Source organism: Pseudomonas sp. FFPRI_1, from assembly GCF_055384485.1.
This window is the reverse complement of sequence record NZ_AP029168.1, coordinates 6,220,745-6,244,565: the sequence shown is the minus strand read 5'-3', so window position 1 is coordinate 6,244,565 and position 23,821 is coordinate 6,220,745. Positions and strand designations below refer to the sequence as shown.

Genomic DNA, 23,821 nt, shown 5'->3' with positions numbered 1-23,821 from the left:
CGACGAAATAGGGGAAGGCGCGATCTTATAATTAAATGTCGCGTCTTACCAATAGTGCTACATCGATTATGGGCATTCAGAGAGGCCAGGACGCGAATGCGCTGGCACTTTTGAGACCAGTTTCCGGACAGCAGCCCGGCATTTGTACACTGCCCCGACGCGACTTGGCAATCGAGCGCGGCGCTGGAAAGGCGCTTGCAGTCGCTTTTTGACCTGTGAGCCGAGTTCATGGGGCGAGGCGATCGGCAGGTGGCTAATCTGAAACATTTCCTAATGCAAAGTGCGAAGGTTATAAAGGCCAATCGGCGGCTGGGATGCGTGTGCAATGGAGTCCAGAGAGCAACAACTGATGACGCTGCTGGGGCTCACGGCTCAAGCGCTCACCGATATGACCGCCTCGGTCACCGCGTTCTCATTCGAGCTGTTGCGCAGTGAGGATCCGGTGACTCGCGCGGCGGCGCGCAAGATGATCGATCGGATGATGACCCTCAGTGCCGGTCTGGACGAGCATTGGCGACTGCTCGCCGAGCTGGCGGGGAACTACGGGGAGCAGGGCCCCATCGACTCGACGGCGCTGCTTTCCTCGGAGGGGCCGCCACGGTTGCCGCCCAACTGAAGGGCGCGATCATGGTCGGGACTGATGGTGGAGAATTCATGTGACGAACGTCGCTGGCGTCCCTTGCAGGCTGGCACCATAGTTTTTGCTCCCTGCGACCGGATACGGGCCGCCCTCAAACAATAGAGACTGGCCATGACCAAGACTCTCCATCACCGTGCCTGCCACCTGTGTGAAGCCATTTGCGGCCTGACCCTGGAAATCACTGAGGAGCAGGGCAGCGGCCCGCGCATCACCTCGATCAAGGGCGACCCCGAGGACAGCTTCAGCCGTGGCCATATCTGCCCCAAGGCGGTGGCCCTGCAGGATATCCAGAATGATCCGGATCGCTTGCGCCAACCGATGCAGCGCGTTGGCAACGAGTGGCAGCCCATCGAGTGGGATGAGGCATTCGCTTTGGTGGCCGAGCGCCTGGCGAGCATCCAGCAGCGCCACGGCAATAATGCAGTGGCGACCTATCAGGGCAATCCCAGCGTCCACAACTATGGGCTGATGACCCACAGCAATTACTTTCTCGGCCTGCTCAAGACTCGCAATCGCTTTTCCGCCACTTCGGTCGATCAGTTGCCCCAGCACCTGGCCAGCTACCTGATGTATGGCCATGGCTTGCTGTTGCCGATTCCGGACATCGACCACACCGATTTCATGCTGATTCTCGGCGGCAATCCCCTGGCGTCCAACGGCAGCATCATGACCGTGCCGGATGTGGAGAAACGCTTGAAGGCGATCCAGGCCCGTGGCGGCAAGGTGGTGGTGGTCGATCCCCGGCGCAGCGAGACTGCAGCCATGGCTGATCAGCACCTGTTCGTCCGGCCTGGGGGCGATGTGGCCTTGCTGTTTGGCCTGCTGAACACGATTTTCGAAGAAGGGCCGACCCGCGACAGTCATCTGCAGGTGGACGGTCTGGCGCAGGTGCGCCAGGCCATTTGCCGTTTCACCGCTGAGGCCATGAGCCCGCTGTGTGCGATTCCGGCGCCGCAGATCCGCCAACTGGCCCGGGACTTTGCCTCGGCGGACAAGGCGGTCTGCTATGGGCGCATGGGGGTCTCGACCCAGGCGTTCGGCACGCTGTGCCACTGGTTGCTGCAATTGCTCAACCTGGTGACCGGGAATCTCGATCGGGTGGGGGGAGCCCTGTGTACTTCGCCGGCAGTGGACCTGGTGGCCGCGACCGCGGGCGGTCACTTCAATGCCTGGCAGAGTCGGGTGTCCGGGCTTCCGGAGTACGGCGGCGAGCTGCCGGTCTCGGCCTTGGCCGAGGAGATGCTGACCGAGGGTGAAGGGCAGGTGCGGGCCCTGATCACGGTGGCGGGCAACCCGGTGCTGTCCACGCCCAATGGTCGACAGCTGGAGCAGGCCCTGGACGGACTGGAGTTCATGCTCAGCATCGACCTGTACATCAATGAGACCACGCGCTATGCGGACCTGATCCTGCCCTCCACCTCGGCCCTGGAGAACGATCACTACGACACCACGTTCAATTTGTTCGCGGTGCGCAATGTCAGCCGTTTCAACCGGGCGATCCTGCCCAAGCCCGAAGGCGCCTTGCACGACTGGGAAATATTTGTTGGCCTGGCCCAGGCGTTTGCCGCGCGAACCCAAAGCCTGCTCAAGCCCACCATCGCGCCTGCGCAAATGATCGAGCTGGGCTTGCGAGCCGGGCCCTATGGGGATGCCTCGCCGCTGCGGCTGTCTCTGGCCACCCTGGATCAGCACCCTCACGGGATCGATCTGGGAGCGCTGCAACCGAATCTGGCGGGGCGCTTGAAGACCGAGAACCGACGAATTCAAGCGGCGCCGGCCGCCATCATGGCGGACCTGGAGCGGTTTGCCGCGCTCGGCCCTCCGCCGGTGGATGAATTGTTGTTGATCGGCCGCCGCCATGTGCGCAGCAACAACTCCTGGATGCATAACTATCACCGCCTGGTGAAGGGCAAGCCTCGTCACCAGCTGTTGATGCATCCGCAAGACCTGGCACGGCGCGGCTTGAGTGATGGCCAGCGGGTGCGGATCAGTTCCCGGGTGGGAGTGGTGGAGGTGGAGGTACTGGCCAGTGGCGAAATGATGCCCGGGGTGGTGAGCCTGCCCCATGGGTGGGGGCATGGGCGCCCGGGTGTGTACATGAGCATTGCCACGGCGCAGCCGGGTTGCAGTGCCAATGACCTGACGGATGAGCGTCAGCTCGATGCCTTGTCGGGGAACGCCGCGTTGAATGGCGTGCCGGTCAGGGTAGAGGCGGCCTGAGATGTCTGTCGGAGAGGCCGAGCAGGGCGCTCAGGATTCCGTTACAATGCGCCACCGTGCCGACAACAGAGTCGGAAAGTTCAGCCGAGGTGTTCCATGGATATCATCGAAACTATTAAAGAGCAGATTGCCAACAACACCATTCTGCTTTACATGAAAGGCTCGCCGAATGCCCCACAGTGTGGCTTCTCCGCGAAAGCCGCTCAGGCCGTAATGGGCTGTGGCGAGAAGTTCGCTTACGTGGACATCCTGCAGAACCCGGAAATTCGCGCCAACCTGCCCAAGTACGCCAACTGGCCAACCTTCCCGCAACTGTGGGTGGGCGGTGAGCTGGTCGGCGGCAGCGACATCATGGCGGAAATGTTCGCCAATGGTGAGCTGCAGACCCTGGTCAAGGCTGCTGCTGAAAAAGCCGCTGCCAAGACCGAAGCCTGAGTCACGTTGTCTGCAGGAGCTGCCGAGCGCTATCGCGCTTGATGCGAGTGACGCCCTGAGAGTCGGCAAGGATCTTTAGTCATTCTCAGGGTTTTAATTGCGACATTGCGCTCCTGCCTGTTACGCCACTATAAGCGCGTAATAAAAAAGCCCCGCCCTCGTAAGAGAGGCGGGGCTTTTTATTGCCTGGGTATTACGAGTTAAGTTACTCGTCACCCATTTGCGATTGCAGATAGTTCTCGATACCTACTTTATCGATCAGGCCCAATTGGGTTTCCAGCCAGTCGATATGTTCTTCTTCGGATTCGAGGATATCTTCCAGCAGCTCACGGCTGCCGAAGTCACTGACCGATTCGCAGTGAGCGATCGCTGCCTTGAGGTCGGCGTGGCCGGTACGCTCGATGCGCAGGTCGCACTCGAGCATTTCCTTGGTGTGTTCGCCGATGTGCAGCTTGCCCAGGTCCTGAACGTTTGGCAGGCCTTCGAGGAAGAGGATGCGCTTGATTAGCTTGTCCGCATGCTTCATCTCGTCGATGGACTCGTGGTACTCGTGCTTGCCCAGCTTGTTCAGGCCCCAATCTTCATACATGCGTGCATGCAGGAAGTACTGATTGATCGCGACCAGTTCATTGGCAAGGATTTTATTGAGATGCTGGATGACTGTAATGTCGCCTTTCATGATGGGGTCCTGCCCTTTAATTAGTGGAAGATGGGCAGAGTCTGAGCCGCATAAACATTACTGTCAAACCTAAGTTATTGAATAATATATGAAAATTAATCGGAATAAGAATGTTTGTGTTCCGCGTTTTGCCTCTAAGCGATTGAATTACAGGCATAAAAAAACCGGACGCTAGGTCCGGTTGTTTGAAACGCTACTGTTTATTCGGCAAATCAGGCGACATTAAATTCCACAGGGTAGGGGATTGCCGCTTGGCTGCTCTGCAATTCGGTCAGGGTTTCGCGAACCACTTGCTTGGCCAGGCAGGCACATTTGCCGCATTGGCTGGCAACGCCGGTGGCCTGGCGCACTTCGCGGTAGCTGCAGCAACCTTCATAGATGGCTTCGCGAATTTGTCCGTCGGTGACACCGGTGCAGAGGCAGACATACATAAGATGAGAACCGTCGCTGGTTAGGGCTCAATTGCGATGGATCTTAATGTTAACGAGAATGATTGTCAAAGTGGTTTCGACGGCCTTTGTTGCTGATTCTTACCGGGGTGACGAACGGCTTTTCTTGCCATTAATGACAGATCATTCGCATTTTTCGCTTTGCAGGCCGGCCTGAAGAAAAACCACTAAGGACAGCTCAAAAACGCCGTGTATGATGGTCGGTCCTTGCGAAGCGGGGTCGCGTCATGGGGCTGTCGCATCAGCGTGGCAGACTCGAGGCCAATCCCCTTCTTCATTTACTACGTCCACACCAGGAGATATCCAATGAGCGTACTCGTAGGCAAACAAGCCCCTGACTTCACCGTTCCGGCCGTTCTCGGCAATGGCGAAATCGTCGACAGCTTCACCCTGTCCTCGGCCATCAAAGGCAAATACGGGCTGGTGTTCTTCTACCCACTGGACTTCACCTTCGTTTGCCCGTCCGAGCTGATCGCTCTGGACCACCGCATGGCTGACTTCAAGGCGCGCAACGTCGAAGTGATCGCTGTATCGATCGACTCGCACTTCACTCACAACGCCTGGCGCAACACCCCGATCAATGCCGGTGGCATCGGTCAGGTTCAATACATCATGGCTGCCGACATGAAGCACGACATCGCCAAGGCCTACGACGTAGAGTCCGAAGGCGGCGTGGCTTTCCGTGGCGCGTTCCTGATCGACGACAAGGGTGTTGTGCGTTCGCAGATCGTCAACGACCTGCCGTTGGGCCGTAACATGGAAGAGCTGATCCGTCTGGTTGACGCTCTGCAATTCCACGAAGAGCACGGCGAAGTCTGCCCTGCCAACTGGAAGAAAGGCGACAAGGGCATGACCGCTTCGCCAGAAGGCGTTGCTGCTTACCTGAGCGAGAACGCTGGCAAGCTGTAAGGCCAAGCCTCACGCATAAAAAAACCGGCCTCAGGGCCGGTTTTTTTATGCAGGTGATTGGAGCTGGCAATCAATCGTCGAAGTCTTGCCAGCCGCCCATTTGCTTCCAGCGGTTGACGATGCCGCAGAACAGCTCCGCGGTCTTCTCGGTGTCGTAGCGGGCCGAGTGGGCCTCACGACCGTCGAAGTCGATGTCTGCGCTTTGGCATGCCTTGGCCAGGACGGTCTGACCGTAAGCCAGGCCCGCCAGGGTGGCGGTGTCGAAGCTGGAGAACGGGTGGAACGGGTTGCGCTTCATGTCCAGGCGCGCCACGGCGGCGTTGAGGAAGCCCAGGTCGAAGCTGCTGTTGTGACCTACCAGGATGGCGCGTTTGCAGCCATTGGCCTTCAGTGCCTTGCGCACCCCGCGGAAAATATCGGTGAGGGCGGTTTCTTCACTGACGGCCATGCGCAGCGGATGGTCGAGCTTGATCCCGGTGAACTCCAGGGCTGCGGCTTCGATATTCGCGCCTTCAAACGGCTCGACCCGGAAGAAGTAGGTGTGTTCCGGGAACACGAACCCCTTTTCATCCATGCCGATGGTGGTGGCGGCAATTTCCAGCAAGGCGTCGGTGGCCGAGTTGAAACCACCGGTCTCAACGTCGACGACTACCGGCAGGTAGCCGCGAAAACGCGCCGCCATGGGATGGCGGGGGCCGCCGCTGCTACCTTCTTGTTCGTCGTCGAAATGGTCGTCACTCACGAGTGATCCTCCAGCAGGCGCCAGCGCAGTTTTTCTCCGGCGCGCAGCGGAATGACAGTCAGCTCGCCGAATGGCAGGCTGGCAGGGGCGGTCCATTCTTCACGAACCAGGGTGATGCGATCAGTATTGGCCGGCAGGCCATAGAAGCGCGGGCCGTTGAGGCTGGCAAAGGCTTCCAGCTGGTCCAGGGCGTTGCGCTGTTCGAAGGCTTCGGCGTACAGCTCGATGGCTGCATAGGCGCTGTAGCAGCCGGCACAGCCGCAGGCGGCTTCCTTGGCATGCTGGGCATGAGGTGCCGAGTCGGTGCCGAGGAAGAACTTCTGGTTGCCGCTGGTGGCCGCATCCAGCAGGGCTTCCTGGTGGGTGTTGCGCTTGAGGATCGGCAGGCAATAGAAGTGCGGGCGGATACCGCCCACCAGCATGTGATTGCGGTTGTACAAAAGGTGGTGCGCGGTGATGGTGGCACCGACGTTGGCCGAAGCTTCCTTGACGAACTGTACGGCCTCACCGGTGGTGATGTGTTCGAACACCACCTTCAGGTTGGGGAAGCGTTCGACCACACGGCGCATGTGTTCATCGATGAAGATTTTTTCGCGATCGAAGACGTCGACGTCACCGCGGGTCACTTCGCCGTGGATCAACAGCGGCAGACCGACTTCATCCATGGCCTCGAGTACCGGGAAGATCTTGTCGATGCTGGTCACGCCCGAATCCGAGTTGGTGGTCGCGCCCGCCGGGTACAGCTTGGCGGCGTGCACGAAACCGCTGGCCTTGGCTGCGCGGATCTCGTCCGGTTGGGTGCGGTCGGTCAGGTAGAGCACCATCAGCGGCTCGAAGCGGCTACCGGCCGGGCGCGCAGCGAGAATGCGCTGGCGATAGGCATCGGCTTCCGCGGCGTTGCGCACCGGAGGTACCAGGTTGGGCATGATGATGGCGCGGCCAAAGGTGCGCGCGACATCTGCGACTGTATTGGGCAACACGGCACCATCGCGAAGATGAATATGCCAGTCGTCGGGACGCAGCAGGGTCAGGCGGTCGGACATTGGAGGTTCCAGGCGGGTAAAACTCGGGGGAATGCTACCGGAAAAGACTCTTCCAGGCACTCGCTATCAAGTTTTGCGACGAGCAACCGATATCCCGAAGGTATGGCGTAATAACGCCTGTAGAATTTTTGTAGTACACGTCAGTGGAGCCTCCCGTGCGCCAGCGTTATCTAGCCTTGCTCAGTGTGTTTGCCAGCCTGCCCGCGATGGCTCTCACTTTCCAGACGCGTCTGGAGAGCATTGAGTGGACGGTCGAAGGCGATAAATTCGAGTGCCGCCTGATTCAACCGGTCACCGATTTCGGTTCCGGCGAATTCGTTCGCCGCGCCGGTGAGCAGGCGATTTTCCGTCTCAAGAGCTTCAACCCGATGCAGGCGGGGGGCTCTGCGACGCTGCTGGCGGCGGCGGCGCCCTGGCAGCCGGGGCGTAGTGATATCAACCTCGGAGCGGTCAAGGCCGGTACCGACGGGGTGTTGTTCAACAGCAGCCAGATGCAGGCGGGACGCTTGATTATGGGGCTGCTGGAGGGGCGCAGCCCGGTTGTTCGCCACTACTCCCGTGAGGGTGGCATTTCCGAGGTGCGCCTGCTGCCAGTGAAGTTCAGCAAGGCCTATAGCGACTATCAAGGATGCATGGCCAAGCTGCTGCCGATGAACTACGAGCAGGTCAAACAGGCCGAGATCGGCTTCCCGGGAGGCGGCATTGACCTGGATGCCCGGGCCAAGGCCAAGTTGCAGGTGATGGTGGACTTCATCAAGGCAGACCCGACGGTCAATCACGTCGAGTTGGACGGCCACTCGGACAACAGTGGCAACCGCCTGACCAATCGCGACCTGTCTCGTCGACGCGCCCTGGCAGTGATGGAGTTCTTCAAGGCCAATGGCCTGACGGAAAATCAGATCGTGGTGCGCTTTCATGGCGAGCGCTATCCCCTGGCGCCCAATACCAATGCTGCGAACCGGGCGAAGAACCGCCGGGTCAATGTGCATCTGGAGCGGGTCGCCCCAACCGAAAAACCGGCTCCCGCGCCTCAGGCTGCCTCCGGTTCCAGTGCCGCGGCGACTTCCTGACAAGGCGGTCGTCGTCGCGCGTTCGACATAATCTGTCGCCTGGTCGTCTTAAGCTGTCGCGCCTCTGTAAATTATCCGCGTGGATCGGTAGACTTGGCGGCTTTCCGTACAACCCCGTGGAGTGATGGCATGGCCGACGTAAACAAGGTCGTTCTCGCGTATTCCGGCGGCCTGGACACTTCGGTGATCCTCAAGTGGCTGCAGGATACTTATAACTGTGAAGTGGTGACCTTCACCGCTGACCTGGGTCAGGGCGAAGAAGTCGAGCCTGCACGTGCCAAGGCGCAAGCCATGGGCGTGAAAGAGATCTACATTGACGACCTGCGCGAAGAATTCGTGCGCGATTTCGTTTTCCCGATGTTCCGTGCCAACACCGTTTATGAAGGCGAGTACCTGCTGGGTACCTCCATCGCTCGCCCGCTGATCGCCAAGCGTTTGATCGAGATTGCCAACGAAACTGGCGCTGACGCCATTTCCCATGGCGCGACCGGCAAGGGCAACGACCAGGTTCGTTTCGAACTGGGCGCCTATGCCTTGAAGCCAGGCGTCAAGGTCATTGCTCCATGGCGCGAGTGGGACCTGCTGTCCCGCGAGAAGCTGATGGACTATGCCGAGAAGCACGCGATCCCGATCGAGCGTCACGGCAAGAAGAAATCCCCGTACTCGATGGATGCCAACCTGCTGCACATCTCCTATGAAGGTGGCGTGCTGGAAGACACCTGGACCGAGCACGAAGAAGACATGTGGCGTTGGACCGTCTCTCCGGAGAATGCGCCTGACACCCCGCAGTACCTGGAACTGACCTACCGCAACGGCGACATCGTCGCACTGGACGGTGTCGAAATGACCCCGGCCACCGTGCTGGCGACCCTGAACCGTATCGGTGGTGAACACGGTATCGGCCGTCTCGACATCGTCGAGAACCGTTACGTGGGCATGAAGTCCCGTGGCTGCTACGAAACCCCAGGCGGCACTATCATGCTGCGCGCTCACCGTGCCATTGAATCCATCACCCTGGACCGTGAAGTGGCTCACCTCAAAGATGAGTTGATGCCCAAGTACGCCAGCCTGATCTACACCGGCTACTGGTGGAGCCCGGAGCGTCTGATGCTGCAGCAGATGATCGACGCCTCCCAGGCCCATGTGAACGGCGTGGTCCGCCTGAAGCTGTATAAAGGCAACGTGATCGTTACCGGTCGCAAGTCCGATCAGTCGCTGTTTGATGCCAACATCGCCACCTTTGAAGAAGACGGCGGCGCCTACAACCAGGCGGACGCAGCGGGCTTCATCAAGCTGAATGCCCTGCGCATGCGTATTGCTGCGAACAAGGGTCGGACCCTGGTCTGATGCGTTGAGTGATTCAAGGAAGCCCCGCTAGCAGCGGGGCTTTTTTTTGCCCGCGTTAACTGCATTCACGGTTTTCATTGCCCAGTGAGTTGTTTGTGAAAGTCGAAAGGGAGTTGGCCTGTCGGCTACTTAGATAGTCGGGTCGATTACTGAAAGTTATTATTGATGGTTGGGTTTTTAGTACGGAAAGTAGTTTGCTAGGCGATTAATCCTAAGCGCTAATCAAGTTGAATGGCCATTGCCTAAATTATTTTGTAAGGCAATTCGGTATTGTTTGTAAGGATAGTCCTCGTAGGGCCGTAGCCCAGTGTTTAACGGTGCCAGGGTCATTTCCCTGGGGTATTGTGCTGGCTCTAAAAATAACTCTCAGGACTTGGATGGACCTATGAAAAGAGTATTGATCGTGGATGATCACCCGGTTATTCGGTTGGCTGTGCGCATGTTGATGGAGCGTCATGGTTTCGAAGTAGTTGCCGAGGCAGACAACGGCACGGATGCACTGAAGTTGGCTCTTGAATACGTTCCCGATATCTTGATCCTGGATATCGGGTTGCCACAACTCGACGGGCTTGAAGTTATAACGCGGCTGATGCAAAGGGGATTGCCGATCAAGATCCTGGTGCTGACCTTGCAAGTTCCGGGGCCTTTTTCCATGCGTTGCATGCAGGCCGGAGCCGCCGGTTATGTGTGCAAGCAGCAGGACATCACCGAGCTGATCAGTGCCGTACGTGCGGTACTGGCGGGGTACAGCTACTTTCCCAATGAAGCCCTGCACACGTTTCGTTCAAGCCAGGGCGTCAGTAGCGAGGCAGAAATGATTGAACTTCTTTCGGGACGTGAGTTGATTGTCTTGAAGCAGCTCACCAATGGCATGAGCAACAAGGAAATTGCCGAGGGGCTGTGCCTGAGCAACAAGACCGTCAGTACCTACAAGCGCCGGTTGTTGGCCAAGCTCAATGCTCGTTCATTGGTCGATCTGATCGAGTTTGCCCAGCGGCATCAATTGGTCTGAGTCGCTAGTCTGGGGCCGCACTGAAACGGTGAGAGGAGCGGGCCGTTTCAGTGGCTTTATGGTCGGTCAGGCAAGCGCGCCGACCGGCCAGGCTCCAAGGAACACAAGGTACAAAAAAACCTCCACTGGGAGGTTTTTTTGCGACTAGAGATCAAAGTCGTAGTCGGCCAGTTGCTTTTGCAAGCGCCGCTCTTCCAAGAGATTGTCGATGGTTCGGCGTTTGCTCAGATTGGTCTTTGCCACTTCGACTACCGGTTCGGCGTCATCAGTTTCAGCCGCTACGAAGTCGTCTTCCGCGTCCAGTTGTTCTTTGCCAGTGCTCATAGGTTCAACTCCAGGCTAAGACTGCCATTGGCGCTCCTTATATCGATATTCTCCTGGCGGGTAAAAAAGATTTTTTCAATCGACTCATCAATAAAATCAATGCTCAGTCAATCGTCAGAAGTCTTCTGCTTGTATTCGCACAGGTCTTCGATTCGACAGCTGCCACAGCGGGGCTTGCGGGCCAGGCAGACATAGCGTCCGTGCAGGATCAGCCAATGATGGGAATCCAGCAAAAACTCCTTGGGCACGAACTTCATCAGTTTGTTTTCAACTTCCACCACGTTCTTTCCCGGCGCCAGCCCGGTGCGGTTGCTGACTCGGAAAATATGGGTGTCCACCGCCATGGTCAGTTGCCGGAATGCGGTGTTGAGTACCACGTTGGCGGTCTTGCGGCCGACCCCTGGCAGGGCTTCGAGCTCCTCTCGGGTCTGGGGCACTTCGCTGTTGTGGCGCTCCACCAGCAGGCGGCAGGTCTCGATGACGTTTTTCGCCTTGCTGTTGTACAGGCCGATGGTCTTGATGTACTCGGACAGGCCTTCGACGCCCAGGGCGTAGATTGCCGAAGGGGTGTTGGCCACGGGGAAGAGTTTGGCGGTCGCCTTGTTGACCCCGACGTCGGTCGATTGCGCGGAGAGAATCACCGCGATCAGCAGCTCGAACGGCGAGGAATAGGCCAGTTCGGTTTTCGGTTCGGGGTTGTCTTCGTGAAGCCGACGAAAGATTTCCAGGCGTTTGGCAGCATTCATGGGTGGTTCATTTCCTCGAAGGCGGTCGGTTGAGGGGCGATGAGGGGGCCCAGGCCTGCTTGGCGGCCACTATCAGGCCCAACAGGATAAAACCCCCGGGGGCCAGGGTCAGCAGGCGCAATCCGCCTTCCGGCAGCAGGACCCAGCCGCTGCCATCACCAGGCAGGCCGGCGAGCCAACCCAGGTGGCTGCCCAGGGCGCCTGTACCCAGTAGTTCGCGCAGGGCTCCGAGCAGGATCAACGCACTACAGAAGCCGCTGGCCAGGCGCAGACGGTCTGGGTGCTGGAACAACCCCGCCTGCTCCACTATCACGCATTGCAGGGCCAGCAGGCCAAGATACAGGCTGAGTTGCTGATGCAATTCATAACTCCAGGCCTGCATGGCCAGCCACAGGCAACTGCCGAGGGTGGCGCTGAGCAGCAGGCTGGCGAGCCCTTGGCGGCGCACTTCGAGATGCGCACGCAGCAACTGCATGCCGGCCCCGAAGGCGCAGATCATCAGGATAAAGGCCAGGGTCATGCCCAGAGCCTTGACCCAGGTGTCCGTGGCCCCGATCAGCGGGGCAAGCATCAGCAGGCCAGGCAATGCCAGCGGCTTATTCATGGAGTGCTCCCGGGAGCTGTTGCTCGTGGTGCTCGTCGAAGTAGCGCAGGGCATCGTGCAGGGCGCTGATCACGGCGCGGGAAGTGATGGTGGCGCCGGCAATCTGATCGAATTGACCGCTGTCTTTTTTCAAGGCCCAGCCGGTATCGCCCGGGTCATTGCGGGACTTGCCGAGAAAGCCTTGCAGCCAGGCATTGGGCTGTTCGGCGATGCGCGCGCCGAGTCCCGGGGTTTCATCCTGCCTCAGGGTCTTGCTGCCCAGCAGGCGCCCGTTGCCGTCAATGGCGATCAGCAGCTCGATAGGGCCGGCGTAGCCGGTGACCTGGCTACGCAACAGCCATGCACTGGGCTGGCCCCTGCGCGTGGCCAGGTAGCCATCGAGCAGGCGGCTGTTGGCCAACTGCACATCGGCCAGGGGCAGCGGATGATCCAGTGGCTGGTTGTCATAGCTGCCGGGGGGCAGCAGATCCAGGAACTTGCGGGCCTGCAAGGCCCTTTGCTCGGCGGCGATCCGCGGCGCGGCGGCGTGATCCAGCCACAGGGTGGCACCCGCCCCGAGGGCGGCGAGCATCAGCAGCAGGATCAGGCCGCGCAGGTTTTTCATGAAAGGGTGCCTTCCTGGTCCGTTGCACAGAGGCGCTCCAATGCAGGCACCGCCAGGTTCATCAGTACCACGGCAAATGCAACGCCGTCCGGGTAGCCGCCCCAGGTGCGGATCAGGTAGGTGATCAGGCCGACTCCCATGCCAAACAGCAAGCGGGCCTTCGCCGCTCGGGGGCCGGACACCGGCTCGGTGACGATAAAGAATGCCCCGAGCATGCTGGCACCACTGAGCAGGTGGAACAGCGGTGAGCCATGGGAGTCGGAGCCCGAACCGTTCCAGCACAGCAAGCTGACCAGCGCCAGGCTGGCAAGCATGCCCACTGGCGCCTGCCAACTGATGACCCGTTGTTGCAGCAGGAACAGTCCACCCGCGAGGAAACCGAGGTTGACCCATTCGGCACCGCGGCCACCGAGATGGCCAAAGGCGGCGTTGCTGGCAAAAAGCTCGTCGATGGTCAGGCTCTTGTTGATCCGCAGACTGTCCAGGGCCGTGGCCTGGACCCAGGCATCCGGTTGCAGGTCGCTGCCGAAGCCGAAGACCTGCTGCAGGCCTGCGAACAGGTCCAGGGCATGAGCGCTGGGCCAGTGGGTCATCGATTGCGGGAAGCACAGCAAGGCCAGGGCGTAGCCGAGCATTGCCGGATTGAAGGGGTTCTGGCCGACACCGCCGTACAGCTGTTTGCCGAAGAGGATGGCGCTGGCGGCGGCGCTCAGTGGTAGCCACCAGGGGCAGTAGGGGGGCAAGGCCAAGGCCAGCAGGGTGGCGCTGACCAGCGCACTGCCATCGCCAAGGCTGGGCAGCAGCGGGCGTTGACGCAGGACCAGGATCAGCGCCTCCATGGCCAGGGCGCCACTGATTGCCAGCAGCAGGTTGAGCAAGGGGCCCCAAGCGTACAGCCACAGGAGTATCAACAGCCCTGGCGTGGTGGCCAGCAGCACTCGCTGCATGGCCTGGCGCAGGCGTGGGTCGACTCCGTCAGCTAGGAGCATGATCATTTACCTGGCGCTCGATTTCACTCAGGCGGGCCTGGGCCTGGGCCAGTTGCTCGGCACTGGTGTCAGCCTGACGCTGAAGCTTGTTCAGGTCGGCGCGGGCATAGGCCAGTTGGGTTTTCAACTGCCGCAAGTGTGGATCGATCGGGCGCTTGTCGATCCGGGTGAGTACCGGTGCCGGTTTTCCACTGGCGGCCTCGGCGGCGTGCAGCGCCTGCTCGGCCGCAGCCAAGGCAGTGCTCAGGACCTCCAGTTCGGCGCTCGAAGCCTCGGCGGCCTGGGCTTTTTTCAGCTCGGCGCGGCGCGTTGCCAGCTGGATCTTCGCGCGCTTGAGATTGGCATCGCCGGCTGTTGGTGGCGGTGCAGGGGGCGCCTCGGCCTCGAGCTGGGCCAACGCAGCCTCGGCGGCTTCAAACTGGCGTTGCAGGCTGACCAGTTGCGTCTGCTGTTCGAAGGTGGGGGGGTGACCAAAGGCCTTGAGGGACTTGTTCAACTGCGCTCGGCTCATGGCCACTTCGATCTTGGCTTTTTTCAACGCCGCATCGGCTGCTGCGGCTTTCTGAGCGCGAACCCGCTCAATAGCCGCCTGGACCGGGTTGTGGCTGTTGTTGTCCGTCTGGGTGGCACGTTGCGCTCGGGCCTGGCGTTCGGCCAGGCGCCGGGCTTCTTCCCGTTGCAGGCGGTCATTGCGTTGCTCGAAGCGACGTCGGGCGTGATCGCGTTTGGCGGCTCGGGCCTGCAACTGCTCGGTGCTGTTGGCGAGGCCGCCGACAATTGGCATTACCTTGGAAGCGGCAGGCAGGGGAAGCATGTCGATGCAGTCCACCGGGCAGGGCGCCACGCACAGGTCGCAGCCGGTGCACTCGTCGATGAGTACGGTGTGCATCAGTTTCGCCGCGCCGACAATGGCGTCCACCGGACAGGCCTGAATGCACTTGGTACAGCCGATGCATTCGGCTTCGCGGATATGGGCGATCTGCGCCGGGGCTTCGCCGCGGCTGTGATCCAGTTCCAGCACGGGCAGCTTGAGCAGTTGGGCCAGCCCGGCGATGGTTTCCCGGCCGCCGGGCGGGCACTTGTTGATGGCCTCGCCGTTGGCGATGCCCTGGGCGTAGGGCTTGCATCCGGGATGGCCGCACTTGCCGCACTGGGTCTGGGGCAGGAGCGCATCGATGCGTTGAATCAGACTCATGTTTTGATCAGTCCGTTGAAACCGAGGAACGCCACTGCCAGCAGGCCGGCGCTGATCAGGTCGATCGGCAGGCCGCGCCAGGGCAGCGGAACATCGTTGTTGGAAATACGCTGGCGCAGATCGCTGAACAGGCTCAGTACCAGCCAGAAACCCAGCCCCGCCCCCAGGCTCATGGCGGCGACGGTGGCCAGGTCAAGGTTGTCCCGAGCGGCGAACAGCAACAGCCCGAGCATTCCGGCATTCCCCAGCAGCAGCGGCCAGAGTCCGTCGAACGCCAGCTTGGGCAAGGCCCGGGCCAGCAACTCCAGCAGTGGCTTGATCAACAGGACACTCAAAGGCAGCCAGACGAACAACTGCAGGGATTCCAGCCCCCATGGCAGCAGCAGCCCACGATAAAGGGCATGGCCGAGGACACCGCTGATCAGCATCAACACCGTGGTGGCCAGGCCCAGGGCGTGGACCCGCTGCCGAGCCGTGCCAGCAGGCGTTTGCAGCAGTGGATCGACGCCCAGCGGCCACTGCAACACGAAATTGTTGATCAGGGCGGTGCTGACAAGGGTGAGCAGGAGATGGGTCATGATCGGTGCCGGGGCGAGCAGGCTGTTCCTCAAGAATAGGCAAACTCCCACGCGGGCGCAGGGGGGGCAGATATGCAAATCCCCCCGTTACACCGAGGCGCAACGGGGGGACCGGGTCCAGCATGATGGGTTACTTGATCCGCTGGCCAGGCTTGGCGCCGCTGTCCGGGCTCAGCAGGTAGATCTCTTCACCGCCAGGGCCGGCGGCCATCACCATGCCTTCGGAGATGCCGAACTTCATTTTCCGTGGCTTGAGGTTGGCGATCATCATGGTCAGGCGACCATCGAGCTTGGACGGATCAGGGTAGGCGCTCTTGATGCCGGAAAACACGTTGCGCTGTTCGTCGCCGATATCCAGGGTCAGGCGCAGCAGCTTGTCGGCACCTTCCACGGCTTCGGCCTTGACGATCAAGGCGACACGCAGGTCGATGGCGGCAAAGGCATCGAAGTCGATTTCCGCCGACAGCGGGTCCTTCACCAGTTCACCGTTGCCTTTAGGGCCGCCGGTGTCGGTCTGGCTGGCGGCGAGGTCTTCTTTCGAGGCGTCGGTCATGGCTTGCACTTTTACCGGGTCGATCCGCGTCATCAGCGGCTTGAATTCATTGAGCTGATGGTTGGCCAGCAGTTGCTGGTGATCGTTCCAGGTCAGCGGCGCAACGTTGAGGAACGCCTCGGCGTCGGCGGCCAGCAGCGGCAGCACCGGCTTGAGGAAAACCACCAGTTGGCGGAACAGGTTGATACCGGTGGCGCAGATGGCCTGGACTTCATCCTGCTTGCCTTCCTGCTTGTTCAGCGCCCAGGGCGCCTTGTCGGCGATCCAGGCGTTGGCACGGTCGGCCAGGGCCATGGTCTCGCGCATGGCGCGGGCGAAATCGCGGGCTTCATAGGCGTCGGCGATGCTCGGTGCGGCGGCCAGGAAAGCCTCGGTCAGCTCGGGAGCTGCGTTGCTGTCAACCATCAGCCCGGCGTTGCCCTTGTGGATGAAACCGGCGCAACGGCTGGCAATGTTGACCACCTTGCCCACCAGGTCGGAGTTGACCTTCTGCACGAAGTCTTCGAGGTTCAGGTCCAGGTCGTCGACACCACGGCCCAGCTTGGAGGCGTAGTAGTAACGCAGGTACTCCGGCGCCAGGTGCTCGAGGTAAGTCCGCGCCTTGATGAAGGTGCCGCGGGACTTGGACATCTTCTGGCCGTTGACGGTCAGGTAGCCGTGAACGTTGATGCCGGTGGGCTTGCGGTAGCCGGCGCCTTCGAGCATCGCGGGCCAGAACAGGGCGTGGAAGTTGACGATGTCCTTGCCGATGAAGTGGTACAGCTCGGCGCTGGAGTCCTTGGCCCAGAACGCGTCGAAGTCCAGTTCCGGACGACGGGCGCAGAGGTTCTTGAAACTGGCCATGTAGCCGATCGGCGCGTCCAGCCACACGTAGAAGTACTTGCCCGGCTCGTCCGGGATCTCGAAGCCGAAGTACGGCGCATCGCGGGAGATGTCCCACTGCTGCAGGCCGGCGTCCAGCCACTCGGCGATCTTGTTGGCCACGGCGTCTTGCAGGGTGCCGCTGCGGGTCCAGGTCTGCAGCATCTGCTGGAAGTCCGGCAGCTTGAAGAAGAAGTGCTGGGAATCCTTGAGCACCGGAGTGGCGCCGGAGATCGCCGACTTCGGATCCTTCAGATCGGTGGGGGCATAGGTGGCGCCGCATTTTTCGCAGTTGTCGCCGTACTGGTCCTCAGTGCCGCACTTCGGGCAGGTGCCCTTGATGAAACGGTCGGCCAGGAACATTTTCTTTTCCGGGTCGAAATACTGAGTGATGGAGCGCGTGGCGATGTGCCCGGCGTCCCGCAGCTTGAGATAGATCTGGCTCGACAGCTCACGGTTTTCTTCGGCGTGAGTGGAGTGGAAGTTGTCGAAGTCCACCAGGAACTCGGCAAAGTCGGCGCAATGTTCAGCCTGGACGTTGGCGATCAGCTGTTCCGGGGTGATGCCTTCCTTTTCCGCGCGCAACATGATGGCCGAGCCGTGTGCGTCGTCGGCGCAGACATAGATGCATTGGTTGCCGCGTAGCTTCTGGAAGCGCACCCACATGTCGGTCTGGATGTACTCAAGCATGTGGCCAAGGTGGATGGAACCATTGGCATAGGGCAGGGCGCTGGTGACGAGGATCTTGCGTGGCTCGGACATGGGGCTCGGCTACTTGATGAAACGGAGGTCGGCCACTATAAAGCGCCGGCGCGGATTTTTCACCCTTCGGGGCGTCCTTCTGGCCTGGAGGCGGGTCGAGGCTTGCTGACACCGGCCCCGGCTCCCGCCCGGCTGTGCGGCCGCCACGGCGCCTGAGCCGGTCATCTGCCCAGAAGATCGGTCGGCAGGCGCTGGCGCGGGCTGGCCAGCCCATCGGGAGCAAGCTCCCTCGCCACGAAGGAGTCGGCGGCGTAGGATAGCCGGCTGATTTTCCAGTCTTGTTATCGGAGTTGCCCATGAGCGCCGTCAATCGCGCAGCGGTGGAAGCCGTTCTTCGCCAATACACCGACCCTTATCTGAACCAGGACCCGGTCAGCGCCGGTTGCGTGCGGGCCATCGAGGTCCAGGGCGACCGGGTCACGGTCCAGCTGGAGCTGGGTTATGCCGCCGGCCTGTTCAAGAGCGGCTGGGCGCAGATGCTGCAACTGGCCATCGAGGGCCTGGACGGGGTCGCTTCGGCCAAGGTCGAGATCACCAGCGTGATTGCCGCGCACAAGGCCCAGGCGCAAATCCCGGGCCTGGCCAACGTGAAGAACGTGGTGGCCGTGGCGTCCGGCAAGGGCGGCGTGGGCAAGTCCACCACCGCCGCCAACCTGGCCCTGGCCCTGGCCCGCGAAGGCGCCAAGGTGGGGATTCTCGACGCCGATATCTACGGTCCGAGCCAGGGCATCATGTTCGGCATCGCCGAAGGCACCCGGCCGAAGATCAAGGACCAGAAGTGGTTCGTGCCGATCGAGTCCCATGGGGTCGAGGTCATGTCCATGGCCTTCCTTACCGACGACAACACGCCGATGGTCTGGCGCGGCCCGATGGTTTCCGGGGCCCTGCTGCAATTGGTGACCCAGACCGACTGGGGCAACCTCGATTACCTGGTGATCGACATGCCACCAGGCACCGGCGATATCCAGCTGACCCTGGCGCAGAAAGTCCCGGTGGCCGGTGCCGTGATTGTCACCACACCGCAAGACTTGGCGCTGCTGGATGCGCGCAAGGGCGTGGAGATGTTCCGCAAGGTCAACATCCCGGTGCTGGGCGTGGTGGAAAACATGGCGGTGCATATCTGCTCCAACTGCGGCCATGCCGAGCACTTGTTCGGCGAAGGCGGCGGCGAGAAGCTGGCCAGCCAGTACGATGTCGAACTGCTGGCTTCGTTGCCGTTGTCGATGCTGATCCGCGAGCAGGCCGATGGTGGCAAGCCGACAGTGATCGCCGAGCCTGAAAGCCAGATTGCCATGGTCTACCAGGAACTGGCCCGGCACGTTGGAGCACGCATCGTATTGCAGGAAGCCGCTGCGCCGGCGATGCCCAACATCACCATCAGCGACGACTGAAACCCGAGACCGCTGCTTGTATGTAGGAGCCGGCTTGTCGGCGAAGGCGTCCGTGAGATCGCTTTCGCCGGCAAGCCGGCTCCTACGGCAGGTGCGCCAGGATCAGACCCGCAAACCGCCGTCCATCTCCAGGATGCGCCCGGTGTAGTAGTCGTTCTCGAAGATATAGGCCGCCGAGTGGGCGATCTCTTCCGGCCTGCCCATGCGCTTGAGCGGAATGCCGGCGGTCATCTTCTCCAGCGCCTCGGGCTTCATGCCCAGGGTCATCTCGGTCTCGATGAAACCTGGGGCAATGCCCGCGACGCGGATGCCGTAGCGCGCCAGTTCCTTGGCCCAGGTCACGGTGGCTGCCGCCACGCCGGCCTTGGCGGCCGAGTAGTTGGTCTGGCCGACATTGCCGGCGCGCGAGATCGACGAGATGTTGATGATCACGCCGCTGTTCTGCAACTCGATCATCTTTGCTGCCACTTCCCGGGTGCAGAGGAACACCCCGGTGAGGTTGACGTCGATTACCGCCTGCCATTGGGCCAGGCTCATCTTGCTCATCTCGCCGTCCTTGACCTTGACCAGCAGGCCATCGCGCAGGATCCCGGCGTTGTTGATCAGGCCGTGGATGGCACCAAAGTCCTCGGCGACCCGGGCCACCATCTGGGTGACCTGTTCTTCATCGGCGACATTGCACAGGTAGGCACGAGCGTCGCTGCCATGGGCCTTGCAGGCGGCGACGGCCTGGTCGAGCTTTTCCTGGTTCAGATCCACCAGGGCCAGCTTCGCGCCCTTGGCGGCGAAATACTCGGCCATGGAGCGGCCCAGACCTTGGCAACCGCCAGTGATAATGATTACTTTGTCAGTGAGTTGCATTCGCATGTCCCGCTAGCAGGTCTTTGAAGGTTGTCCTTTGCGGGGAACCTCGACCGGCGGCAGGATCTGGCCTGGCTGCAGATGAGAATTGCCCCATTGGCGTAGCTGGAACAATGCTCCAGGCGCCCGTCCGTTTCCGACGGATTTTACAGAAGGAGTCACAATGTGAGCGTTGAAGCTGCCAAGAATGCACGAGAACTACTGCTCAAGGAATACCGCGGCGCGCTGGCGACGCACTCCAAGGCCATGCCGGGTTTCCCCTTCGGTTCCGTGGTGCCCTATTGCCTGGACGCCGAAGGACGGCCGCTGATCCTGATCAGCCGTATTGCCCAACACACCCACAACCTGCAGAAGGACCCCAAGTGTTCGCTGCTGGTGGGCGAGCGCGGTGCCGAAGATGTGCAGGCGGTGGGGCGCCTGACCTACCTGGCCGAAGCCGAAAAGCTCGAGGACAGTGCCGCGATCGAGGCTGCTGCCGAGCGCTACTACCGTTATTTCCCCGAGTCGCAGAATTACCACAAGGCCCACGACTTCGATTTCTGGCTGCTCAAGCCGGTGCGTCACCGCTACATCGGCGGTTTTGGCGCGATTCACTGGGTCGATCAGGTGACCCTGGCCAATCCCTTCGCCGGCAAGGCCGAGCAGAGCATGATCGAGCACATGAACAGTGACCACGCCAAGGCCATCGCCCATTACGTCGAACTTACCGGGTTGCCGGGCCAGGAGCCGGCGCAACTGGTCGGGATAGATCCGGAGGGCATGCACCTGCGCATCGGCCAGGAGCTTTTCTGGTTGCCTTTCCCAAGCCTTTGCAATACGCCGACACAGGTTCGCGAAGCCCTGGTTTTCCTGGCCCACGCCGATCAATGGCCGAAAAAAACGCCTGCGGATGCTTGAATTCACGAATTGGCGACGTCATTTACGGTCTACTGGAAGGCATTCTTCCGTAGAGGAAATCATTTGATGCGCCCTTTTCTGTTGCTCTTTTTGTTGTTCCCGGTGCTGGAGCTGTTCGTCTTCGTCAAGGTCAGCGCGGCGATCGGGTTTTTCCCGGCCCTGCTGCTGATCATTCTCGGTTCGATGCTCGGTGTGCTGGTATTGCGCGTGGCCGGTCTGGCCACGGCACTGCGTGCCCGTGAAAGTCTCAACCGCGGCGAACTGCCGGCCCAGCAAATGCTCGAGGGGCTGATGCTGGCCCTGGGCGGCGGCCTGTTGATCCTGCCGGGCTTTATCAGTGACGTGTTCGGCCTGCTGATGCTGCTGCCGATCAGTCGCCGCCTGCTGGCCAACAAAATGCGCCAGCGCGCCGAGGAGCAGGCCCTGCGCCAGCGCGCCTTTGCCGACGACATGCGCGCCGCCCGTGGCGGCCCGGCACCCCAGCAGCCGCTGGGGCGTGAACCCAACGTGATCGAGGGTGAATTCGAGCACCGCGATTCATAAGGCTCTGGGGTAAACACACGGCACCTTCGGGTGCCGTGTTCGTTTTGACGCCAGCGATGTAAAAAATTTCATCAGGCTGCCCTTGTAATAACCTTATGCGCCCTTATGTAACGGTCACCGCAAGGTTTCTGGTGCAGGCACCAGACAGACTTCCGCGGCTCGCTCGTCGAGCCGCAACCGGCCACGCCGGATTTGTTAACCCGCCGGTATCGACACCGGCCGCTGAAAACCACAATTAGGAGAGATCGACAATGAAGCTTCGTCCTCTGCATGACCGCGTCGTCATCCGTCGCAGCGAAGAAGAATCGAAAACTGCCGGCGGTATCGTTCTGCCTGGTTCGGCCGCTGAAAAACCTAACCGTGGCGAAATCGTCGCTGTAGGTACCGGCCGCGTGCTGGACAACGGTGAAGTACGTGCGCTGGCCGTGAAAGTGGGTGACAAAGTGGTGTTTGGCCCGTACTCCGGCAGCAACACTGTGAAAGTAGACGGCGAAGACCTGCTGGTAATGGCTGAGAACGAGATTCTCGCTGTTATCGAAGGCTGATTTCCCGCTCATTTTCCCGTTACTACAAAGTATTTAAGGAATATCGATCATGGCTGCTAAAGAAGTTAAATTCGGCGATTCCGCCCGCAAGAAAATGCTCACCGGTGTCAACGTCCTGGCTGACGCAGTAAAAGCGACCCTGGGCCCGAAAGGCCGTAACGTGATCATCGAGAAGAGCTTCGGCGCTCCGACCATCACCAAGGACGGCGTATCCGTAGCCAAAGAAATCGAGCTCAAAGATCGCTTCGAAAACATGGGCGCGCAGCTGGTCAAAGACGTTGCCTCCCGTGCCAACGATGACGCTGGCGACGGCACCACCACCGCCACCGTTCTGGCTCAGTCGATCGTCAACGAAGGCCTGAAAGCCGTCGCTGCCGGCATGAACCCGATGGACCTGAAACGCGGCATCGACAAGGCCACCATCGCCATCGTCAAAGAGCTGAAAGGTCTGTCCAAGCCATGCGCTGATTCCAAAGCCATCGCTCAGGTCGGCACCATCTCTGCCAACTCCGACAACTCCATCGGCGACATCATTGCCGAAGCCATGGAAAAAGTCGGTAAAGAAGGCGTGATCACCGTTGAAGAAGGCTCGGGCCTGGAAAACGAACTGTCGGTTGTTGAAGGCATGCAGTTCGACCGTGGCTACCTGTCCCCTTACTTCATCAACAAGCCGGACACCATGGTCGCCGAACTCGACGGCCCGCTGATCCTGCTGGTGGACAAGAAGATCTCCAACATCCGCGAAATGCTGCCAGTGCTGGAAGCCGTTGCCAAAGCCGGCCGCCCACTGCTGATCGTGGCTGAAGACGTTGAAGGCGAAGCCCTGGCGACTCTGGTTGTGAACAACATGCGTGGCATCGTCAAAGTCGCTGCCGTCAAGGCACCGGGCTTCGGCGACCGTCGCAAGGCCATGCTGCAGGACATCGCCGTTCTGACCGGCGGTACCGTGATCTCCGAAGAGATCGGCCTGAGCCTGGAAAGCACCACCCTGGAGCACCTGGGTAACGCCAAGCGCGTGATCCTGTCCAAAGAAAACACCACCATCATCGACGGTGCTGGCGTTGAAGCGGACATCCAGGCTCGTGTGACCCAGATCCGTCAACAAGTGGCCGACACTTCGTCCGACTACGACCGTGAAAAACTGCAAGAGCGTCTGGCCAAGCTGTCCGGCGGCGTTGCAGTGATCAAGGTTGGCGCTGGCTCCGAAGTTGAAATGAAAGAGAAGAAAGCCCGCGTTGAAGACGCCCTGCACGCTACCCGTGCAGCCGTTGAAGAAGGCGTGGTACCTGGCGGTGGCGTAGCCCTGATCCGTGCTCTGCAAGGCATCAACGACCTGAAAGGCGACAACGCCGACCAGGACGTGGGTATCGCTGTACTGCGTCGCGCTATCGAAGCCCCACTGCGCCAGATCGTTGCCAACTCCGGTGACGAGCCAAGCGTGGTTGTGGACAAGGTCAAGCAGGGTTCCGGTAACTTCGGTTACAACGCTGCCACCAGCGAATACGGCGACATGATCGAAATGGGCATCCTGGATCCAACCAAGGTGACCCGTTCCGCGCTGCAAGCAGCATCCTCCATCGGCGGCCTGATCCTGACCACCGAAGCGGCTGTTGCTGAAATCGTGGAAGACAAGCCTGCAGCTGGCGGCATGCCAGACATGGGCGGCATGGGTGGCATGGGCGGCATGATGTAAGCCAGCCTTACCCCCGTACTGAAAAAGCCCCGCCGGTGAAAACCGGCGGGGCTTTTTTATGCCTGGGATATGGGGCAGCTCCTTCGCGGGCAAGCCCGCTCCTACAGCGATGCAGCCGTGTAGGAGCGG

General features: G+C 60.6%; 25 protein-coding genes. 12 read left to right on the top strand and 13 right to left on the bottom strand.

Going from position 1 to position 23,821, the window contains the following annotated elements; all coding sequences use genetic code 11:
• Window positions 1-325 precede the first annotated feature (325 nt).
• The 3 genes from ACZ5BO_RS27830 (at window position 326) to grxD (ending at window position 3,295) form a co-directional block, all read left to right on the top strand.
• Window positions 326-616, top strand: a complete 291-nt coding sequence (locus ACZ5BO_RS27830) for a hypothetical protein (RefSeq protein ID WP_464697080.1) — start codon at window positions 326-328, stop codon at window positions 614-616.
• 135 nt (window positions 617-751) lie between these two features.
• A complete protein-coding gene (locus tag ACZ5BO_RS27825; protein ID WP_464697079.1) occupies window positions 752-2,860 on the top strand; it encodes a molybdopterin oxidoreductase family protein in 2,109 nt (702 codons plus the stop codon).
• A 96-nt stretch (window positions 2,861-2,956) separates the two neighbouring features.
• Complete coding sequence (gene grxD / locus ACZ5BO_RS27820; RefSeq protein ID WP_025129648.1) at window positions 2,957-3,295, top strand: Grx4 family monothiol glutaredoxin; 339 nt, start codon at window positions 2,957-2,959, stop codon at window positions 3,293-3,295.
• Window positions 3,296-3,500: 205 nt separating this feature from the next.
• Here grxD and bfr read toward each other — a convergent pair whose 3' ends face one another.
• Both bfr and ACZ5BO_RS27810 read right to left on the bottom strand, forming a co-directional pair.
• Complete coding sequence (gene bfr, locus ACZ5BO_RS27815) at window positions 3,501-3,974, bottom strand: bacterioferritin (RefSeq protein WP_025129649.1); 474 nt, start codon at window positions 3,972-3,974, stop codon at window positions 3,501-3,503.
• 212 nt (window positions 3,975-4,186) lie between these two features.
• Window positions 4,187-4,405, bottom strand: coding sequence for a bacterioferritin-associated ferredoxin (locus ACZ5BO_RS27810; protein ID WP_011063112.1), 219 nt, complete (start codon window positions 4,403-4,405; stop codon window positions 4,187-4,189).
• Between the two features lie 324 nt (window positions 4,406-4,729).
• On the opposite strand from ACZ5BO_RS27810, the gene ACZ5BO_RS27805 reads away from it, so the two are divergent.
• On the top strand, window positions 4,730-5,332 hold the full coding sequence (locus ACZ5BO_RS27805) for a peroxiredoxin (RefSeq protein ID WP_007922432.1): 603 nt from the start codon (window positions 4,730-4,732) through the stop codon (window positions 5,330-5,332).
• Window positions 5,333-5,402: 70 nt separating this feature from the next.
• Here the strand turns inward: ACZ5BO_RS27805 and rnt are convergent, their stop codons facing one another.
• Complete coding sequence (gene rnt / locus ACZ5BO_RS27800) at window positions 5,403-6,074, bottom strand: ribonuclease T (RefSeq protein WP_011063110.1); 672 nt, start codon at window positions 6,072-6,074, stop codon at window positions 5,403-5,405.
• Complete coding sequence (gene pyrC / locus ACZ5BO_RS27795; RefSeq protein ID WP_025129650.1) at window positions 6,071-7,117, bottom strand: dihydroorotase; 1,047 nt, start codon at window positions 7,115-7,117, stop codon at window positions 6,071-6,073. Before pyrC ends, rnt begins: the two co-directional genes overlap by 4 nt.
• Window positions 7,118-7,272: 155 nt before the next feature.
• On the opposite strand from pyrC, the gene ACZ5BO_RS27790 reads away from it, so the two are divergent.
• From ACZ5BO_RS27790 to ACZ5BO_RS27780, 3 genes are all read left to right on the top strand, one after another.
• Window positions 7,273-8,187, top strand: a complete 915-nt coding sequence (locus ACZ5BO_RS27790; protein WP_025129651.1) for a flagellar protein MotY — start codon at window positions 7,273-7,275, stop codon at window positions 8,185-8,187.
• Between the two features lie 129 nt (window positions 8,188-8,316).
• Complete coding sequence (locus ACZ5BO_RS27785; protein ID WP_025129652.1) at window positions 8,317-9,534, top strand: argininosuccinate synthase; 1,218 nt, start codon at window positions 8,317-8,319, stop codon at window positions 9,532-9,534.
• A 385-nt stretch (window positions 9,535-9,919) separates the two neighbouring features.
• The gene (locus tag ACZ5BO_RS27780; protein ID WP_025129653.1) at window positions 9,920-10,546 is read left to right on the top strand and encodes a response regulator transcription factor; all 627 of its coding nucleotides are present in this window, start codon (window positions 9,920-9,922) and stop codon (window positions 10,544-10,546) included.
• A 144-nt stretch (window positions 10,547-10,690) separates the two neighbouring features.
• Here ACZ5BO_RS27780 and ACZ5BO_RS27775 read toward each other — a convergent pair whose 3' ends face one another.
• From ACZ5BO_RS27775 to metG, 8 genes are all read right to left on the bottom strand, one after another.
• Window positions 10,691-10,870 carry a PA3496 family putative envelope integrity protein gene (locus tag ACZ5BO_RS27775; protein ID WP_025129654.1) on the bottom strand — a complete coding sequence of 60 codons (180 nt, stop codon included), beginning with the start codon at window positions 10,868-10,870 and terminating at the stop codon, window positions 10,691-10,693.
• A 107-nt stretch (window positions 10,871-10,977) separates the two neighbouring features.
• Entirely contained in the window at window positions 10,978-11,616 is a 639-nt protein-coding gene (gene nth, locus ACZ5BO_RS27770; protein ID WP_025129655.1) for an endonuclease III, read from the bottom strand.
• 7 nt (window positions 11,617-11,623) lie between these two features.
• Window positions 11,624-12,220 carry an Rnf-Nqr domain containing protein gene (locus tag ACZ5BO_RS27765; protein WP_025129656.1) on the bottom strand — a complete coding sequence of 199 codons (597 nt, stop codon included), beginning with the start codon at window positions 12,218-12,220 and terminating at the stop codon, window positions 11,624-11,626.
• The gene (locus tag ACZ5BO_RS27760; protein ID WP_025129657.1) at window positions 12,213-12,824 is read right to left on the bottom strand and encodes an RnfABCDGE type electron transport complex subunit G; all 612 of its coding nucleotides are present in this window, start codon (window positions 12,822-12,824) and stop codon (window positions 12,213-12,215) included. Before ACZ5BO_RS27760 ends, ACZ5BO_RS27765 begins: the two co-directional genes overlap by 8 nt.
• Entirely contained in the window at window positions 12,821-13,813 is a 993-nt protein-coding gene (locus ACZ5BO_RS27755) for an RnfABCDGE type electron transport complex subunit D (RefSeq protein ID WP_025129658.1), read from the bottom strand. The genes ACZ5BO_RS27760 and ACZ5BO_RS27755 overlap by 4 nt, the downstream gene beginning before the upstream one ends.
• Window positions 13,800-15,008 (bottom strand): electron transport complex subunit RsxB, encoded by a 1,209-nt coding sequence (gene rsxB / locus ACZ5BO_RS27750; RefSeq protein ID WP_464697078.1) that lies wholly within the window; start codon window positions 15,006-15,008, stop codon window positions 13,800-13,802. Before rsxB ends, ACZ5BO_RS27755 begins: the two co-directional genes overlap by 14 nt.
• Window positions 15,005-15,586: an Rnf-Nqr domain containing protein gene (locus ACZ5BO_RS27745; protein ID WP_464697077.1), complete on the bottom strand. Its 582-nt coding sequence runs from the start codon at window positions 15,584-15,586 to the stop codon at window positions 15,005-15,007. Before ACZ5BO_RS27745 ends, rsxB begins: the two co-directional genes overlap by 4 nt.
• A 130-nt stretch (window positions 15,587-15,716) precedes the next feature.
• Window positions 15,717-17,762, bottom strand: a complete 2,046-nt coding sequence (metG, locus tag ACZ5BO_RS27740) for a methionine--tRNA ligase (RefSeq protein ID WP_464697076.1) — start codon at window positions 17,760-17,762, stop codon at window positions 15,717-15,719.
• Window positions 17,763-18,058: 296 nt separating this feature from the next.
• Here metG and apbC point away from each other — a divergent pair, with 296 nt between their 5' ends.
• Window positions 18,059-19,153 carry an iron-sulfur cluster carrier protein ApbC gene (gene apbC / locus ACZ5BO_RS27735; protein WP_025129662.1) on the top strand — a complete coding sequence of 365 codons (1,095 nt, stop codon included), beginning with the start codon at window positions 18,059-18,061 and terminating at the stop codon, window positions 19,151-19,153.
• 102 nt (window positions 19,154-19,255) lie between these two features.
• Here apbC and ACZ5BO_RS27730 read toward each other — a convergent pair whose 3' ends face one another.
• Window positions 19,256-20,014, bottom strand: coding sequence for an SDR family oxidoreductase (locus ACZ5BO_RS27730; RefSeq protein ID WP_464697075.1), 759 nt, complete (start codon window positions 20,012-20,014; stop codon window positions 19,256-19,258).
• Window positions 20,015-20,179: 165 nt separating this feature from the next.
• Here ACZ5BO_RS27730 and ACZ5BO_RS27725 point away from each other — a divergent pair, with 165 nt between their 5' ends.
• The 4 genes from ACZ5BO_RS27725 (at window position 20,180) to groL (ending at window position 23,692) form a co-directional block, all read left to right on the top strand.
• Window positions 20,180-20,911 carry a HugZ family pyridoxamine 5'-phosphate oxidase gene (locus tag ACZ5BO_RS27725; protein WP_464697074.1) on the top strand — a complete coding sequence of 244 codons (732 nt, stop codon included), beginning with the start codon at window positions 20,180-20,182 and terminating at the stop codon, window positions 20,909-20,911.
• Between the two features lie 66 nt (window positions 20,912-20,977).
• Window positions 20,978-21,454: an FxsA family protein gene (locus ACZ5BO_RS27720; protein WP_011063094.1), complete on the top strand. Its 477-nt coding sequence runs from the start codon at window positions 20,978-20,980 to the stop codon at window positions 21,452-21,454.
• Between the two features lie 251 nt (window positions 21,455-21,705).
• The gene (locus ACZ5BO_RS27715; protein WP_011063093.1) at window positions 21,706-21,999 is read left to right on the top strand and encodes a co-chaperone GroES; all 294 of its coding nucleotides are present in this window, start codon (window positions 21,706-21,708) and stop codon (window positions 21,997-21,999) included.
• Between the two features lie 49 nt (window positions 22,000-22,048).
• Window positions 22,049-23,692, top strand: coding sequence for a chaperonin GroEL (gene groL / locus ACZ5BO_RS27710; protein ID WP_025129665.1), 1,644 nt, complete (start codon window positions 22,049-22,051; stop codon window positions 23,690-23,692).
• Window positions 23,693-23,821: the final 129 nt, after the last annotated feature.